Source organism: Sulfurisphaera sp. (genome assembly GCF_059755235.1).
Map to the genome: position 1 here is coordinate 101,743 of NZ_DBPRYF010000048.1, position 16,683 is coordinate 118,425.

The following is a 16,683-nucleotide window of genomic DNA, read 5'->3' on the forward strand; positions in this document are numbered from 1 at the left end:
TTTATTTCACAATTTCGTTTAATGAATTAACAACATATTTGGGCTTAATTTTTGATTTTTCTATGTCTTTTAATGTTGAGATGCCAGTAAGGACTAATATCGTATCTATTCCCGCATTCAAACCCATTTTTATATCGGTCTCTAACTGATCGCCGATTATTACTGCCTTATCAAGGCTCTTAGTATTAGTCAGTTTTAGTGCGATTTCTATAATCCACGTATTAGGTTTACCAGCTATAAAATCTGGTTCTCTTTGTAAAGCGTAAATTATTGAAGCAGCTAATGAGCCAGCGCCAAGTTTTAGACCATCCTTTGACGGCCAAAGTCTATCCATATTCGTGACTATAAATTTAGAACCATGATAGATACATCGCATAGCATTAGAGAGTTTTTCGTATGTGCTTAATCTATCTAAACCAATAACTACTGCATCTGGTGTCTCCTCCTCTATTTCGTTTGAATTCAAGATCCTAAAATTATAATTCTTAAGTTCCTCTATCAGTCCTTCTTCTCCCACAACATAAACAGATCTCACAGTTGTTTTTTCTCTAAGGTAAATAGCTGCAGCTGTACCGCTGGTTATTATATTGTTTGGATCTATTTTTAATCCCAAATAGTTTAATTGTCTAGATAATAATATCCTACTAAAACCAGAATTGTTAGTTATAAGTATGACTTTCTTTCCATTTTCTATCATCTTTTTCATCGCAAATAAATTATTCCAAATTGGCTCTCCTTCTCTAACTAAAACTCCATCAACATCACTTATTATTAAATCATACTCATCCAAGAACATTCCTAATCAACTCTTCCATCTTCTGTTTTATTTTTTCAATCAAGTCTTTCTCATCTGTAGAAAATACAAAGTAACCAAATGGATTATACAAGATAGTCTCACAATTCCAGTTTCCTGCAAAAGTTATTGTTACTTTTGCATAGGTGGAATATTCCCCGTTGTATATACCTATAAGAAAAGACTTCCCATCTTTTTCAACTACATAGATTTCACAATCCTCTTTCTTGTAACGAATCACTTTATTAGCGTTTAACATTTCATTAGTCAATAACATTTAAACCCCCAACAACTCTATTTTATGCGTGAATTCTGAGGCTATTACGAGAAAGTACTACTCTAAATTAAAAAGCTTACCAGATTTAAAGATCCTTTCTGGTCTTGCCGCATTCGAATCAGTAATTATAGTCTTAAGGAGTTTAGAACTTGGACTTGTATACATATACTCTTTTGCAATTTATATTGCACTACTTACAGCAATATTTATAAACGATAAAAAACTTGTTTTCTTTTTTGCAGACATTACTGGAATATTTTATCTTCTTTCACCTCTTATTACTAGCTACTATTATTATTCCCTGACTTTCTTTTCTCCACTTATAGGTTACACGTTACTTCCTAAGTATAGCGAAAGTAGGTCTGCATTTATAGTCTTTATCTCAAATATTATATCTACTATATTTTTCTTTAACACATATATAGTTATTTACTCTTTTCTAGTAGCTTTCATCTTTTATTATTATATTCATACTGTAAACAAAAAAGGAGAAAAAATTACTGGAATAAAGTCTATGCAATTGATCAGACCTTTCCTTAGTAATATAATAAAAAAAGATAACGCGTCGCTGGAAAGATTCCTCGAAAGTATTTCGTTCAAAACTACTGTTCATATAGGGTTGTTTAAAGTAAATGATGTGTTCTTTGTAATTCCTAAAATACATTACGGGATTTCTGGCGAAATAGGTAGTAGCAAATTTATATATCAGCTAGAAAACGAAAACAATCACAATATTATCTTTCATGGACCTGGAAGCCATGAAATTGATATAGCAACCTCTTCACAATCAATGAACATCGCAAAAAGAATTGCAGAAGAGGAAAGGACCACCAATGATTGGCTAAAATTGAATTTTTATGGAATAAAGGAATGGAGTTGCGGAGAATTCAGAGGAATTACACTAGATTTTGGCTCAAAAACATTAACGTTCCTAGAAAGACCTAACTATGGGATCGATGATCTACCATTAAGATTGTGGGATTTTACTGTAAAAACGGAAAATTACATTGTTGATTGCCATAATGAATATCTTACTAAAGACCTTCCACTGAATTCTTATTCATGTATAACAAATGGAATCGAGAAAGCTAAAAATAAGAAAGGAAGTGAGAGACCATTCATAGTAGGTTACGCCGAAGACATTATAAATAATTGCGAAGGACTATGCAATAATAAACTAAGAGTAACATATATATCTGATGGGGAAAACGATATTGGAATTGTATACATCTATTCCAATAACTCTGACCCAGAATTAACTAAAAAAATAAGAGAAAAACTAAGAACTCTTGTAAATTACCCTTTATTAGTTACTCCGGACGACCATAGCTGTACGGGTACAATAGCTGGAGACTTATACACACCAGCTCAGCCATGTGATGCTCTTGTCGAAAAAGCATACGAACTACTTAAAGAAGCAAAAGAAAAAGCACATGAAAGTGAAGTGTACTTTAAAAAGGATGACATAAAGGGTGTTAAAGTTCTAGGTTCATTTATATCTTTAATGGTTAAAGCATTAGAAGAAGTAGGAGGATATGCAATGAAAACTTTTTGGATTCCTTTACTTACACCTTTTATTCTTACAATACTTTTTGTCTTATTATCTACTAATATCCACATTGAATTCTGATATTAGATCATCAACTTGCTTTCTCCACATATGAAGAGCTGACGGGGATCTAGGATAATTTAGATAGAGTTGTTTAATTTCTTTCATATATTCAGCTACAGTTTTTAGTTTCATAAGTAAAGATGGTCTTCCTAGTCCAGCAATTACCCTCATTGCTTTTTCTGCAGCTGATAAATGAAGATCTCCTTTCTCGCTAGCCTCTAGCAGGTCTTCCTCTTTTATAACTTTCTTGTTCATACCATAATTTATATCATCATCACTGAGCTTTTGTAAAAATCTTCTAAATATATCTAAACTCGCTTGCTTGGCTCCATACTCATTAATATAGCAAATGTTCATATCCCATAAACCTTGCGCAGAGTAATCGCCGTTCTCAAAAGCATTGAGTATTGTTTTGGCTGCACAATAACCAGAAATCATTGCAGAACCTTTTCCTCCACCATGAACAGGGTTAACAGTGTAAGCTGAGTCACCGACAGCAATTATACCGTTCCATGTCATGGTATATAATGGCCTTCTTGTTGGGACTAGTGCTCCTCCTTTAATCAACAGTTTTGTCTTATCAATATCTGGCGCATAATAATCTAGATATTTCTGATAGAATGTCTGCACTGGCGGATATCCCATTCCGCCTTGTATACCTAATCCTACATTTACCTTGTTTTTACCTTTAGGGAAATACCACCAATATCCGCCTGGAGAAGCTTGTTGAGTTACGAAGATTTTTAAATACTCTGAGTCCTCAATATCATCCTTAGTTAGCAACACTTCTCTATATGCTATATCAGCGTCCTTTTCATCAAGATCTTCAGCTATAGGTAATTCTTGTGGTAATTTACTCCTAACGCTTTTTGAATAACCTGTTGCATCGACAAGGATATTTGAATAAACTGTTATTTCCTCATTGGTTCTTCTATTGAATATAACAGCTCCTTTTACATATCCATCTACAAATAAGGGTTTCATTGCGGTTGATTGATCCCAGATTTCAACTCCTTTATTTTGTGCCTCTTTCAAGATTCTTTGATTATATAGTGGGGCATTTAGCTCAAAACCTTCTCCGTTTACCGTCCATACCGTTTTCATATCTGGACTGTAAAGCTTTATTCCACTTATCTTATTCTCTAATTCTTGACCTTGCGGATAAGGCATCCCAAGTCTATCAAAATGAGCTTTGCTTACTGCATCTCCACAAGGTTTATCTCCAATTCTGTTCCAAGGTTTGCTATCAATTAATAAAACTTTCAAACCTTTTCCAGCAAGATTGAAAGCAGTCGTAGCGCCAGCAAAACCTCCTCCTACAATGAGTACATCATATTTTAATTCCTTCAAATTTTATCGCTCTTTCTATTCCTCATCAAAAATTAAAAAACTATCGTAGCATTTAACTAACTATTCCGTCTGCAATAATCTTTTATTAAGTTACTCTTTATATTATTTGGTAAATTATCTATTATTTTTGAAATAAAAACTCTATTTTCGTCATCACAATATATTAGAAGTCCATCAAGCTCTGTCTTTCCTATATAATCAAAAAAATTCTTAACCTCATCTTTTCTCCATAAATACAGTTCATAACCTATATCTATGTTTTCTAATAAAGCTTCTCTCACTATAGTAACTAAATTAGAATAGTTTAAATCAGTAAACACATTTATACTTGTTTTTTTACTTCCGCTACTTCTAATATCGTTAAATATTTTTCTAAAATAGTTTTCTAAATTATCAGAATTTGCAGAAACTATCGTAAGAACATTTTTGTAAGGCATTATCATTATGTAGAAATAGTTAGTATTAGTGATTTTCGCTTGGAAAGGAAAATACTGAGTATGACTTCCAATACAATATAACTTTTCCGAGCAAAGTTATATTATGTGATAGTACAAGTCTTTTACAATAAAATAGATAAAGAATTACTTTCAGTTGTAAAACTCATCAGAAACATGAAGGGAGAAAAAGAGATAGTATTTTCTAAAGGAGAAAATAATAAAGTACTTATAAATTCCTACAAAGTTTGGGAAAAGGGGGAGAATAAAGAGGAAGTTGTTGAACAATTTTATGATATTAAAATATATGAAATGGTTAGAAGTGCCCTTTTAGGTGTTAGCTCCTAATCTGTCTAATGTAATGATTAGAATCTGTTATAACCAAATAACCTCGTGCTTCTGGGGGAAACTCCCTAGTTATTCCACCTATATAAATAACTCTTGCTAATTTATCTACTTCCAACCTTTTATTCTGCGCAATAACTATCCAATCCCATGGTCCTGCAGAAGTACTTCTTCTTAATTGATCTACATCACCTTGATGACCATGAAGAATGAAGTATTTAGTTGAAGATACTTCTGCTATATAAGTAGTTGTAGCTATTATCTCTTCTCTATATCTAGGCTCTGCCATAATGCATTTTATTGCATGAGGGTCCATATCGCCTTGAATATATACTATTTGAGCCCAGGGCGCTAAACTTCTGATTACGTAAAGAACATCTATTACTCTAGGACATTCATAATCCCAATAGCATTGAGTTATATCACCGTCCAGTACTATAGTTTCTGGTTCTTCTTTTTTTATTATAGTTGACAATGTACTTTCTACATGAGGCTCTGGAAACCTAATGTTGCCCATAACTAGTATCTTCAATACTCTTCTCCTTTAGTTATTACGTTAAGATACTATATTATTTTTTTGTTACAACAGTTAGCATTAGAATTTTATATCTGGGGTGAAACGTATAATAATGAGCTAAGTTGAATAATTCGACGCTCGTACTGTTATCAATACTATTTATAGCCTTACCTATAATCCCAGCATACCTTTTCAATTTTCCAGCATTTGTAGTTCTATCAACAATAGATTTTGTTATGTTAATTTACATTCTCTATAACTATAAAACATGGACTGACTTAAGGAATAGAATTGTTGGATTATATTTCTCTGGTGTATTTGCTTTAGGGGTTACTCTAGCAATATTTTTTGCTTTACCGGTAAAACCTAAGGATTTTGCGCTAGTAGGATTAGTTTACATAATTCCTTTCATATTCCAATTCATAATATCAATTAAACCATTAGTTGCAAAAATAGTAGCTAAGGATTTCTTAAGTTTTGGAAACGGATACGTTGCGTTTTTGCTAATAGTTATAATAGGAGCAATAATAGGGAGATTTATTGGAAACTTTTATCAATTGATAGTATTATATTCTGGTACTATATTGGTAGGAATACTAATACTACTTTATCTTAGGAAGTGACAAATTCATGGAACTGGGAGTTGTTGGCGCCGGTCCTGCTGGACTATCATTAGCGTGGATTTTAAAAGGAACTAAATATAATGTCACGGTTTATGAAGGTTTGTCTGATGTAGGTTTAAAGCCTTGTGCATGGGGATTAATCAGCGGAATTGAAGGAATAGTTCCATTATCAAAAGAAGCTATAATAAGTGAGATAAAGGGTTTCCGAATTTATCTTGATGATAAATTGATTCATGATATACGAACAGATAGGAAACTAGGATATGTTATAAATAAACCAGTTTTCTTAAGGGATATTGCAGATAAAGTATATGTTAAATTTAATACAAAAGTAATTGAGAAAAATGGAGAATACTTCACTCAGAACGGAGAAAAGGTAGAAGCTGATAAGGTAATTTTTGCTAATGGTCATTACTCTTTACCTAAGGATAGTACAATTCCAGCAATACAATATATTACAGATTATCAGATTGATAAAGAGGTCGTGGAATTTTATTTTTATAGCGACTTGCTAGGATATGCATGGGTTTTCCCAGATGAAAAAGGAAGTAAAATAGGAATTGGTGGATGGGCGGACATATCGTTCCTAAAAGAGAGAGTGAAAAAAATCTTGAAGGGAAAAATCCTAAACTTTCATGGAGCTAGAGTTGCTGATTATGGAGTACTTGAGGATAGAATGAATGGAAAATATATTGGAGAAGCTTTAGGAATTGTTTATCCTCTAACTGGAGAAGGTATAAGACCATCAATTTTATCAGCTAAAATCTTTGCTGATACTTTAATTAATGAGAAAAATTTTGAGAGAGAATTCAAGAAGAGCAAACTTTATTCAACTATTCAATACCAAGCTAAAGTTGTTCATGGAGTTAAAAAAGGTATTATGAGTCTAAAAGGATTGTCAAGAATAATGACTAAAAGTGACCCTAACTTAGTTTTAAAAATAGCAATTGGAGATTTTGATTTATTTGATGCAATAAAATTGTTTGGGAGGATGATTATATGACATATTATTTAGATGACATAGATAAGCAGATATTGAGAATACTAGAAGAAGATGCACGAACACCTTTCTCTAAAATTGCTAAAATGTTAAACTTAAGCGAGTCTACAATTCACATAAGAATAAAAAGACTTAAAGAAAATGGTGTGATTAAAGGGTTTTATGTAGATGTTGACCCTGAAAAAATAGGATACAACGTAATGGCTTTTGTTTTAATAAAAGCTGACCCAAAAAAATATGAGAGTATACTAAAGACTATTTCCGAATACAAGGAAGTTTATGAGATATTTGACGTTACCGGAGAATATTATGCGCTATTGAAGGTTAGAGTAAAAAGCAGAGAAGAGTTAGCGGTAGTTTTAGATAAAATAGGGAATATGGAAGGAGTTACTTCTACCTATACAATGTTTGTTTTAAGAACAGTAAAAGAAATTAAAGTTGTGGATTTTTCATGATCAGGGCGAAAGCTCTTCATCATGTCTCAGGCGGTTTGTTATTCCTCATTTCTTAATTTTTCTTATTAAATGCTCGACTATATATTTTGCAGGATTTATATGAGTAGCTTCATAAAAACCTTTCCACAAAGGAGAAGCATTTACTTCAATCACCTTGTAACTCCCGTCAACGTCTTCTACTATATCTATCCCAGCATAATCTAATTTCAGAGTCTTTACTGTTTTAATAGAGATCTCTTCTAAATCTTGATCAGGTACAAGAACTTGAGTAAGAGAACCTTGAGCTACGTTTGTTTTCCAGGATGACTTGTTAATTCTATATACGCTACCTAAAATCTGATTACCAACAACTATCACTCTAATGTCCCTTTCTGGCTTATTAACATATTTTTGCACATAAACTGGTTGATTAACTGATAGTATAGCTTTAGAAACTCTAAAGGCTATATCTGGGTCAGATACTCTTACTGATCCTAATCCTAAACTACCTATGACCGGCTTTATTACAACATCCTTCCATTCATTTACAAGTCTCATAACCTCAAATGGGTCTTCCATTATTGTAGTCTCTGGAACTGGTATATTAGCTAGTTTTAGTTTCATTAAACTGTTAAATTTATCTCTAGCAGTAAGCATTGAATCTGAAGAGTTGACTAGGGTAACTCCACTACTTTCAAGTCCTTTTAAAGTATCAATTCTCTTCATAAGTTGTTCAGTTGATGATATAAAACCTATGTTTCTTACTAAGGCCCCGTCAAAGTCTATCTTTTTCCCTCCATAGTTGAATTCTAAACCCTCTGAAGTTATTACTGGATTTAACTTAGATATTCTAATATAAACAGCAGTATTACCAGAATTCTTTATCTCTAACAGCAGTTGCTTCGATGGTTCTGTAATTTTTTGAGATTCATGAATGACTGCTAATTTAATAATAATTCACCAATTTCAACTCTGAAGCGAAGACTTTTTATAATTTATCTATCCCGGCCTCGTTCAATAGCCCCATAGTTAAGAAAGTCGGCAGAGAAATTATTTCCTCTGCATAGTCTTGACTTATTTCCATTTTTCTAATTGAATCTAAGTAATTATTTACAGCACTTTCATATTCTTTTTTAACAAACTCCTTATAGGAATCCCTTTTGAGATCATATAACTGTTTAGCACTGCCAGTAAGTTCTTTAAGCTCTCCTTTATCAAATTTTACACAATCTATATAATCATCAATTAACTGATATGCTATACCCAGATATTTTCCTGCATTTAAAGAAGCGTCTACTAGATCCTCTCTTCTAGCTGAGAAAGATGCTAACATAGTTGAAAGCTTAAACAAGCTAGCAGTCTTTAGCTCTATTGTTAAAAGATATTCGCTAGGGCTACCGAATATGTCTTTTAAGGCACCTACTGCAGTATCCCTCCATAATTCTATACTTAAGTTTAAGGCTTTTTGACCATAAGTAGATATTATTCTTAGTGCTGAAGGAATCAAATAATTTGTAATAAATATGACTTTTCTATTTGTATAGATTGCCCAAGCAGCTTTGTCCCCTCTTCTTACTATATCATAATCTACTATGTCATCTAAGGCTAAGGAAGCAGAGTGGAGGATTTCACCAGCCAATGCTGCTTTGTACGCATTTTTAATATCGCCATTAAGTGCTTCAGTAAACAGAAAAGTGAGTGTACCTCTAAATCTTTTTCCATCCTTAAGAATATATTTGCTTATTTCAAGTAAATCCCATTCTTTTATATCGGCAAGATAATCTTCGATAAGCTTGTCAATTATTTCTTTACTCTTTTTCCAATAAGAAATTAAGTCCACTTTATAATCCTCCATTTAATTGTTTAAATAAATATGTCATAAGAGTTAAATAAATTGGCGCTAAAAGAGGATCTATATCCAATAAGACTTCTTTTACGTTTTTGCCAGAACTTCTAAGTTCGAATTCTTTCTTTCTTATAATCAATGCATCAGCCCCAGTTGTTATAAAAGTAATATTGCTGCTAGATGGTAATTCATAAAATCTCTTCACGTTTCTATTAAGTATTTTGCTCATTATCGTGATTGCTGGGTAGTAGACAGGTGATAAGAAAAATTCGCTTTGAAAATCTATTTCTCGTATTTTTGATATAAGCCATTGATCTAAATTATTTAAATTATTTAATTCTTTTATTAAATCTTTGCTCCTTTCATTATTTACTAAATTGGAAACTTTCTTAATTATTGATAAAGAAAGATTAACATTACAAAGTTCATCAGACGGAAAAGAAAAAACCCTAATTTGCCCTTTACTCTTAATCTTATTATTACAAGTGATTAAATAACCTTGATTTTCTAGTGCCCATAAATTATCTAGTATTATTCTAGATTTATTCTCGTCATTAACAAATATCACCACATCTTTGAAATTTACAGAGTAAGCGTTTTCTAGTAATGAAAATTCATAAATATTTATAGATTTTACGAAAGAACCTTTTAGTGCAATTAGAGAACGTTCTAATGTAAATGCTTCAAGCTCGGTATCCTCATCATAAAGCAAAGAAATATTCTCGGAAAAATTAATTGGAATATCATAAAATTTAAGATATCTACTTAAACTAAAGCTGTCTTTAGGGCTTGGCAACAAGAACACAACCTCTCATCTGGTTTTTCTGGCAGTCTTTTAATCACTTCATATAGTAACTTTTTAACCTTAGCAGTGTTCTCTGCCATAACTTTTGTAACTTCATCAGCTGTTACTGGTACATCAGCGAAAACATCATAATCTGTTATCATTCCGATAACACTGTAACACATCTCTGCCTCGCAAGCTAAATTCACCTCTGGAACGAGCGTCATCCCAATTATATCTGCTTTAAATACCTCTTTCCAAACCTTACTTTCTGCCCTAGTCGAAAACCTAGGACCTTCAATACAAATATAAGTCCCTTGTTCATGAGTAAGTATGCCTAGATCTTTAGATGCCTTTGTAATAATACTTCTCAGATGCTCACAGAAAGGATCAGCCATGGAAATATGAGCTACTGTAGGTCCATCAAAGAATGTGTATGTTCTTCCTTTAGTCATATCTATGAATTGATTTGGAATAACGAAGTCTCCCGGCTTATAGTCTAAACGTAAGCTACCTACAGCCGAAACAGCGATTAGCCATTTTACTCCTAAACTCTTTAACGCCCATATGTTGGCTCTATAATTAATTTTATGGGGAGGAATTCTATGTCCTCTACCATGTCTAGGTAAAAATGCTACCTTCTTTCCTTCTAATTCACCAATAATTATATTATCACTTGGCTCTCCATAGGGCGTATACAGTTTTATTTCCTTCACATTTGTTAAAATCTGAGGGTCATAAAGACCAGAACCTCCTATTATGCCAATGTTCACTCTCTCTTTTGGTTCAATCATCATATTTTTGTTAACGAATTGGTATAAAAAAGTATAAACCAAAAAATTGATTAAGTTTAATTTCAAGAGCTTTTGGGAATTTAAATTGCCTAAGATCCCGGTAAGAGTGGTAAAATGGGAGGAAGTAGCAGAGTGGTCTACTAATTTAGCCGAAAAAGTAAAAGAAAGTGGTTACAACCCAGATATTATTATTGCCATAGCTAGGGGTGGTTTAGTACCAGCTAGAATAGTAGCTGACGTATTAGGGGTACTTGACATGTTATCTATAAAAATTGAACATTGGGTAGAAACTGCGTCACATACTCCACAAGCTAAAGTAAAATATCCTTTTACACTAAACCTAGAGGGAAAAAAAGTCTTAGTAGTTGATGACATTACTGATACTGGTGATAGCGTAGATTTGGCTAAAAAATATATAAAGGAAAATTTTAATCCCTCTGAAATAAAATCTGCAACGATGCAAATAATAAGGCAAAGTGCAAAAATTGAACCCGATTATTATGCCCTTGTTATTGAAGATTGGACGTGGTTCATGTATCCTTGGAATTATTGGGAAGACGAAATAAACTTGATAAGAAAAATAGTAGCTGAGGATAACAAAATAATAAATAACCTTGTGTTACTAAAGAAAAAATTTGTTGAAAGTTATAATGCAGAACCTCCAATTCCATTAGAAAAAATAGTAGCTGAAATGAAAAGAAGAAAACTTATTTAGTATATTTTATATCTTAATTTTCCTATTGCGCCACCGAACGTTTTTTTAACCCACTCTGCATCTGGAAGTTCGTCACCAACTACATACACTTTAGTTCCATAGTTTTCTGCCTCTTGGGCTAATTTTTCTAGTTCACTATTAGGCTCTTCATAAACAATCAAAGAATCTACTGCGCCCATACGCAACGCCTTCCTAATTTCTTCAATACCATAAATGACTAATCCGTCATCCTTAGCTATGTGGAATTTTAGTTCTTCTAGCAGATTTTGGACTTGGACATACTTTTGGTTTTTTAAAATATCTTGAGCCTTCATTACTAATTCTTTAAGACCAGTATCACCTTGATCTGGTATATCAAATAAAGGTTGTAATACTAATTTTTTAAGTCTATAATCTAAATAATCTCCATCATAGAAATCTTTTTTAGCATAACCAGGACCACCTATTAATATGCCTTTAAGTTTGCCATTTTCTACGTAAGGCAATAGATACGCATTAGCCTTTTCTCCAACTTCCTTTAAGAAATTCGCATACATTTCCTCAATGATTCTATCAATACGTCTCTGTGACTGTCCCCCCATCATATGCTTCCCCGGTACGAAACCTTCAAATTCGTCTAAAACTTCTACCCTAGTTCCTTTTAGAACTCCAATAGTTGCATAATCTCTTTCAACTATAATTAACCCAAATACATCAGATTCCTCTATCATATCTTCAAGAAATTCCACATGGAAAAACTTGTCTGTTCGATAGAAGAATACTGTAACTTTTTCCGGTGGAGAGAACATAAAGCACTTTGACTCTCCAGTGTCCATATTTTCTCCACAAAATATAACTAGACCGTTCTCGGGAACTTTAGGAATTTGTGACAATCTATCTATTGCTGACTGTATTGCTGAAGATACCGCATCCCTTGTTCTCTTTAATTTAATATTTTGAGCTATAGAGTACTCTTGCCTTAAAAGCGCCAATACATCTGGTATCGGTCTACCAGGTGGTATATATAGAGATAAGAGAACAGTTGCAGGGGCGGACCATCTCTTTAATTCTCTAACTAAAACTTTTAGTTCTTGCTTATTTATCTGATATTTGTCAAAGACTCATCCCTAATCGATATAAATCTATGCTCTAATGCTTAATAAAACTTGCTCCGTATACTTAATCTTTGACTAAAGAAAACGTTTTTTAACTGTTTATTTTAATATAAGTGTTGTGCGGGGGTGCCCGAGCAAGGTCAAAGGGGGCGGACTGAGGCTCCGCTGGTGAAGGCCTGCGTGGGTTCAAGTCCCACCCCCCGCACTCTTATTTTAATTCTTCTAACACTTTTGTCAAATCTTCCTTAACTATATTACCTAGTACTTCTCCATAGACTATTCCTTCTATCATGGTCAGAAACCCATTGTCTAATTCTCTTATTTTATACCCTTTGCATGTCTCACAGAACCCTTTGATTACTGACTTATTACCGGACTTAATAACAGTGTACTTTATCCCATTATATTGCTCTACTTTTGAAATTCCAGAAAAATTATATAATCTTCTTGAAAGCTCATAAAGTGCTAATTTAACTAAGTCAGCACTTTCTATTCCTTCTTCCCTAAGAGCTTTAGGTAACAAATAGTCTTCATCCACTTTACTTTTAATCTCTTTTATCTTCTCTCTTATCTCAAATATTGAATCTCTTAGATTTTCAACGCATTCCTTAGATATTTTTTGAGCTTCTTTTGAATCTCCTATCCATGCATATAAAAGGGCTAATGAAATTTTTTCGCAGTCTGTCATGATAACCACTATTTTATAAATATGAAATTCTCTTTTATTGCTTCATTATCCTTTACTATAACAGATATTAATCCATAATCGTTTGGATATCGCACCATCTCTAAGTTCATCAAACTTTTAGCTAACTTATCTACAATATAGTAACTACGTGGTGTCATAGATGCTCTAATATTGATAAAGAGAAATCCCCCTCTAGCTCCTAAAATTCTTCTTAATTCTTCTTCTTTACCTATATCTATCATTGCATCTACGATTGTTCCAAGGTATTTTACGCTTCTAAAAGGAATTATATTTGTAAGACTCACTTTATATACAGAATTTAATGTGGCATAAGTTAATGCTTCACTAACTACTAAGGAAATATCTCCAGAGAGGTATTTAGCTCCTTTATTTTCAAAAATATTAGCGTATATGTTATCTGAAATACCTTCTATCAATTTGGTTGTTAAAAAAGATAATAAATTAATTATGTTATCATCTATTTCCAGTTCTATATAATCTGCGTCTTTCATACTTTCATAAATGTAAAATGATAATTCCTTAAATTGATCTATCTCATTTCTATCATGAGGAAGTAAATCGCTTTTTATTTCAAGAGATGAAAATTTTAACTTCACAATTATTCGATATAAAAAGTATATTTTATGGTTTTAGCAATACCTTGCCTATTTTATTCTTATCTTTTATCATCTGATAACCGAGATCTATTTCTTCTAAGCTTACTGTTCCTGCTATTACAGGTTTTATTTTTCCTTCTTGTGTAAGTTTTAACGTCTCCTCAGCATCTTTCTTTGTAGCAGATGCATGACCAACTATCTTAATATCTTTCAAGATTACGTACCCTAGTTTCAGATTGTAAATTTGAGTAGGATCTACGTTACCTATTTGTACAATTCTTCCTCCCATCCACAAAGATTTAAGACTTTCATCAAATGTTGGAGTACCTACTGTATCAATTACCATACCTACATCTCCAATTTTCTTAGCTTCTTCTGAAAACTTAGTTCCAACTATAACGTAATCAGCATACTGTTTAATCACTTTAGCTTTCTCTTCTGAAGTAGTTACACCAATTACTTTAGCACCTAAAGCCTTTGCTACTTGAAGAGCATGAATCCCGACACCACCACTAGCACCAGTTACTAAGACTATTTCACCTTGTCTTATGCCCCCAGCCCTCTTTATCCCTCTATAGATCATCCCAGTTACACATGGAACTAGAACTGCTCCTTCATCTGGAGTGCCTTTTGGAACTTTTACAAGACTAGTGACTTTAATTCTAGCTTTTTCTGCAAAAAACCCATCTAACTCCTCTGAGTATCCAAGTCTGTTATGGCAATACGCTTCTTCACCAATCCTGCAATATTCACATGTTCCGTCTGGGGCATATAACAAAGATATTACTTTATCGCCTACTTCGAACCCTTTGACATTCTCTCCTACTTCTTCAATTGTTCCTACTACTTCATGACCTAATATAACAGGGTATTTCATCCTTGGATAGAACCCTTGTAGCTGTAGCAAGTCTCTATAGCACAAAGCAGCCCTATCTACTCTAATCACAACTTCATCTTTCCCTGGTTTAGGGTCTGGAACTTCTTGTAATTTATATCCCTGCTTAGGACCTGGAACCACTATTGCTTTCATTTGGTGTTCATACTGTTTATACAGTATAAATTTTTTATTAATTTATTAGTTTCTACGCGGATAGTATGTTGTGTACTTAAAAAATCCTCCCAGAATAAAGGTCTTAGAAGCTTTGGGCGCTATAGCAGATAAGAGGGTAAAAGTCCTAAATGATAATGAATGCGAGGTTACCTCATCAGAAGGAGATAGAGTTTATAAAGTAACAATAAAAGAAAATTTAGTAAGTAGTAATGATAATGGCACTACCTATAGAAATTATATTGGCTATCCAATTATTTCGTGCTTAATGCTCTTAAAGAAAATACCTTTTAATGAAAAACTTTCTAATGCGTTAAAGGGAATCCCTTGGAGAAGACTTAATGAGCAATATAAGAATTACGCAAAGGTTGAAGAGATTGTATATTCTATAGTGGAAGAGAGAGGGATTAATAAGGAGGAGTTAGAAAATTTTATTAAGGTTGTGCTAGATGAACTTGGAAGATTACATCTTAGAAAGATTAGATGAACCTTTGTTCTGTGTGAATGAAAATGTCATTAGAAGAATTAAATTCAAAGTTCAATATATTCATAACAATAAGTAAAATAAATGTTAGGAATAAAGGAAAGCTTCACGGATTAAAATTTGCCATTAAGGATATATTTTTGACTAAAGGAATAAGAACGACAGCTGGTTCTAGGATTTTGAAGGATTATATACCAGACAAAAACGCATATATTGTAGATAAAATTTTAGCTGAAGGAGGAGAAATAATCGGAAAAACAAATACTCACGAGTTTGCTATGGGCGCTACAAATACTTCCTCATTGATTGGACCTGCAAAAAACCCTTTAGATCCAGAAAGAATAAGTGGAGGGTCTAGCGGAGGGTCAGCAGTGGCTGTGGCTTTAGATTTAGCTGACGTAGGTATTGGTAGCGATACTGGAGGATCTATAAGAATTCCTTCAGCGTTATGTGGTGTTATAGGATTTAAGCCAACCACTGGTTGGATCTCAACAGATGGAGCAATACCATTTAGTTGGACTTTCGATACCATAGGCGTTATTGCCAAGAATATTAACTTAATAAGAAAAACCATAGAAGCTGTCGCAGATGATAAGATACCTTTAGTCGCACAAGTAAAAAGAAAACCTAAGTTAGGTTTATTCCTCTTTGGAGAATATGAAACGTCAAAGGCACTCAAACCCATCATCAATAAGTTGTCAACCTATTATGATATAACTGAAATTAGTGACGAACTTCTAATTAAGTACTCAGGTGAGGTAAGGAAAAATATTGCACTTCCAGAGGCTTCTTCTTATCATAAAAAATTTTTTGAGAAACATAAAGACGAGTATTTTCCAGATGTTAGAAAATTACTTGAATCTGGGTTTCAGATCTCTGCAGTTGATTATGTGGATGCGTTAAGATTAAGAAGATTATTGATTGAAGAATATATCTCGTTGTTCAAAAAGGTTGACTTACTGCTTACCCCGACGACAAAAATTACAGCTCCAAAAATAAATGAAGTAATAGGAAATGAACTTAAATTCAGAGACTCCTTAATTGCAAATACTGAAATTTTTAACACCGTTGGAGCCCCTTCTATTTCATTACCAGTAACTAAGTATAATGATATGCCAGTAGGGCTAATGATAAGCGGAGAGCCATATAAAGATGGAGTAGTTCTAGATATGGCAGAGCAGATTATGGGAATTGTTGGTTTTATTAAGTAGTTTACCTATATTTATGT

The 16,683-nt window shown here is 33.0% G+C and carries 21 protein-coding genes and 1 tRNA gene; 9 read left to right on the forward strand and 13 right to left on the reverse strand.

Features of this window, described 5'->3' with window-relative positions; all coding sequences use genetic code 11:
* Position 1 precedes the first annotated feature (1 nt).
* Positions 2-796 (reverse strand): HAD-IIA family hydrolase, encoded by a 795-nt coding sequence (locus tag AC3OCB_RS09225; protein ID WP_498342144.1) that lies wholly within the window; start codon positions 794-796, stop codon positions 2-4.
* Positions 783-1,070, reverse strand: a complete 288-nt coding sequence (locus AC3OCB_RS09230) for a hypothetical protein (protein ID WP_498342145.1) — start codon at positions 1,068-1,070, stop codon at positions 783-785. The genes AC3OCB_RS09225 and AC3OCB_RS09230 overlap by 14 nt, the downstream gene beginning before the upstream one ends.
* A 28-nt stretch (positions 1,071-1,098) precedes the next feature.
* On the opposite strand from AC3OCB_RS09230, the gene AC3OCB_RS09235 reads away from it, so the two are divergent.
* The gene (locus AC3OCB_RS09235) at positions 1,099-2,700 is read left to right on the forward strand and encodes a DUF2070 family protein (protein ID WP_498342146.1); all 1,602 of its coding nucleotides are present in this window, start codon (positions 1,099-1,101) and stop codon (positions 2,698-2,700) included.
* On the opposite strand, the gene AC3OCB_RS09240 is transcribed toward AC3OCB_RS09235, so the two are convergent.
* Positions 2,671-4,032, reverse strand: coding sequence for a digeranylgeranylglycerophospholipid reductase (locus AC3OCB_RS09240; RefSeq protein ID WP_498342147.1), 1,362 nt, complete (start codon positions 4,030-4,032; stop codon positions 2,671-2,673). The two genes, AC3OCB_RS09235 and AC3OCB_RS09240, sit on opposite strands and share 30 nt — an antisense overlap.
* A 56-nt stretch (positions 4,033-4,088) precedes the next feature.
* The gene (locus tag AC3OCB_RS09245; RefSeq protein WP_498342148.1) at positions 4,089-4,469 is read right to left on the reverse strand and encodes a DUF5751 family protein; all 381 of its coding nucleotides are present in this window, start codon (positions 4,467-4,469) and stop codon (positions 4,089-4,091) included.
* Between the two features lie 105 nt (positions 4,470-4,574).
* On the opposite strand from AC3OCB_RS09245, the gene AC3OCB_RS09250 reads away from it, so the two are divergent.
* Entirely contained in the window at positions 4,575-4,814 is a 240-nt protein-coding gene (locus AC3OCB_RS09250; RefSeq protein ID WP_498342150.1) for a hypothetical protein, read from the forward strand.
* Here AC3OCB_RS09250 and AC3OCB_RS09255 read toward each other — a convergent pair.
* Positions 4,804-5,343 (reverse strand): metallophosphoesterase family protein, encoded by a 540-nt coding sequence (locus AC3OCB_RS09255; RefSeq protein WP_498342152.1) that lies wholly within the window; start codon positions 5,341-5,343, stop codon positions 4,804-4,806. The two genes, AC3OCB_RS09250 and AC3OCB_RS09255, sit on opposite strands and share 11 nt — an antisense overlap.
* 107 nt (positions 5,344-5,450) lie before the next feature.
* On the opposite strand from AC3OCB_RS09255, the gene AC3OCB_RS09260 reads away from it, so the two are divergent.
* The 3 genes from AC3OCB_RS09260 to AC3OCB_RS09270 are packed head-to-tail and all read left to right on the forward strand — an operon-like array spanning position 5,451 to position 7,406.
* Positions 5,451-5,951: a hypothetical protein gene (locus AC3OCB_RS09260; protein WP_498342154.1), complete on the forward strand. Its 501-nt coding sequence runs from the start codon at positions 5,451-5,453 to the stop codon at positions 5,949-5,951.
* Between the two features lie 7 nt (positions 5,952-5,958).
* A complete protein-coding gene (locus tag AC3OCB_RS09265) occupies positions 5,959-6,954 on the forward strand; it encodes an NAD(P)/FAD-dependent oxidoreductase (RefSeq protein ID WP_498342156.1) in 996 nt (331 codons plus the stop codon).
* Entirely contained in the window at positions 6,951-7,406 is a 456-nt protein-coding gene (locus AC3OCB_RS09270) for an Lrp/AsnC family transcriptional regulator (protein ID WP_498342157.1), read from the forward strand. The genes AC3OCB_RS09265 and AC3OCB_RS09270 overlap by 4 nt, the downstream gene beginning before the upstream one ends.
* A gap of 45 nt (positions 7,407-7,451) precedes the next feature.
* Here the strand turns inward: AC3OCB_RS09270 and AC3OCB_RS09275 are convergent, their stop codons facing one another.
* Genes AC3OCB_RS09275 through AC3OCB_RS09290 form a run of 4 tightly spaced genes read right to left on the reverse strand, consistent with a single transcriptional unit; the run spans position 7,452 to position 10,809 of the window.
* Entirely contained in the window at positions 7,452-8,342 is an 891-nt protein-coding gene (locus AC3OCB_RS09275; RefSeq protein ID WP_498342373.1) for an ATP-grasp domain-containing protein, read from the reverse strand.
* Between the two features lie 31 nt (positions 8,343-8,373).
* Entirely contained in the window at positions 8,374-9,225 is an 852-nt protein-coding gene (gdS-2, locus tag AC3OCB_RS09280) for a hexaprenyl pyrophosphate synthase (RefSeq protein WP_498342374.1), read from the reverse strand.
* Position 9,226: 1 nt separating this feature from the next.
* Entirely contained in the window at positions 9,227-10,027 is an 801-nt protein-coding gene (locus AC3OCB_RS09285; RefSeq protein WP_498342159.1) for a hypothetical protein, read from the reverse strand.
* Positions 9,997-10,809, reverse strand: a complete 813-nt coding sequence (locus AC3OCB_RS09290) for an S-methyl-5'-thioadenosine phosphorylase (RefSeq protein WP_498342375.1) — start codon at positions 10,807-10,809, stop codon at positions 9,997-9,999. Before AC3OCB_RS09290 ends, AC3OCB_RS09285 begins: the two co-directional genes overlap by 31 nt.
* Before the next feature lie 85 nt (positions 10,810-10,894).
* Between AC3OCB_RS09290 and AC3OCB_RS09295 the strand changes: the two genes are divergently transcribed.
* Complete coding sequence (locus AC3OCB_RS09295; RefSeq protein WP_498342161.1) at positions 10,895-11,524, forward strand: phosphoribosyltransferase; 630 nt, start codon at positions 10,895-10,897, stop codon at positions 11,522-11,524.
* Here AC3OCB_RS09295 and prf1 read toward each other — a convergent pair.
* Entirely contained in the window at positions 11,521-12,606 is a 1,086-nt protein-coding gene (prf1, locus tag AC3OCB_RS09300) for a peptide chain release factor aRF-1 (RefSeq protein WP_498342376.1), read from the reverse strand. The two genes, AC3OCB_RS09295 and prf1, sit on opposite strands and share 4 nt — an antisense overlap.
* Before the next feature lie 132 nt (positions 12,607-12,738).
* Here prf1 and AC3OCB_RS09305 point away from each other — a divergent pair.
* Positions 12,739-12,823, forward strand: a tRNA-Leu gene (locus AC3OCB_RS09305).
* A gap of 3 nt (positions 12,824-12,826) precedes the next feature.
* Here AC3OCB_RS09305 and AC3OCB_RS09310 read toward each other — a convergent pair.
* From AC3OCB_RS09310 to AC3OCB_RS09320, 3 genes are read right to left on the reverse strand one after another with little or no spacing between them, the layout of a single operon-like run.
* Positions 12,827-13,306 carry a hypothetical protein gene (locus AC3OCB_RS09310; protein ID WP_498342163.1) on the reverse strand — a complete coding sequence of 160 codons (480 nt, stop codon included), beginning with the start codon at positions 13,304-13,306 and terminating at the stop codon, positions 12,827-12,829.
* An 8-nt stretch (positions 13,307-13,314) separates the two neighbouring features.
* Positions 13,315-13,923 (reverse strand): hypothetical protein, encoded by a 609-nt coding sequence (locus AC3OCB_RS09315; RefSeq protein ID WP_498342165.1) that lies wholly within the window; start codon positions 13,921-13,923, stop codon positions 13,315-13,317.
* 25 nt (positions 13,924-13,948) lie between these two features.
* A complete protein-coding gene (locus AC3OCB_RS09320) occupies positions 13,949-14,953 on the reverse strand; it encodes an acryloyl-CoA reductase (protein ID WP_498342167.1) in 1,005 nt (334 codons plus the stop codon).
* A gap of 70 nt (positions 14,954-15,023) precedes the next feature.
* On the opposite strand from AC3OCB_RS09320, the gene AC3OCB_RS09325 reads away from it, so the two are divergent.
* Together AC3OCB_RS09325 and AC3OCB_RS09330 are read left to right on the forward strand one after the other, a co-directional pair.
* Complete coding sequence (locus AC3OCB_RS09325) at positions 15,024-15,458, forward strand: UCP014422 family protein (RefSeq protein WP_498342169.1); 435 nt, start codon at positions 15,024-15,026, stop codon at positions 15,456-15,458.
* 23 nt (positions 15,459-15,481) lie between these two features.
* On the forward strand, positions 15,482-16,666 hold the full coding sequence (locus tag AC3OCB_RS09330; protein WP_498342170.1) for an amidase: 1,185 nt from the start codon (positions 15,482-15,484) through the stop codon (positions 16,664-16,666).
* The last annotated feature ends 17 nt before the right edge of the window (positions 16,667-16,683 follow it).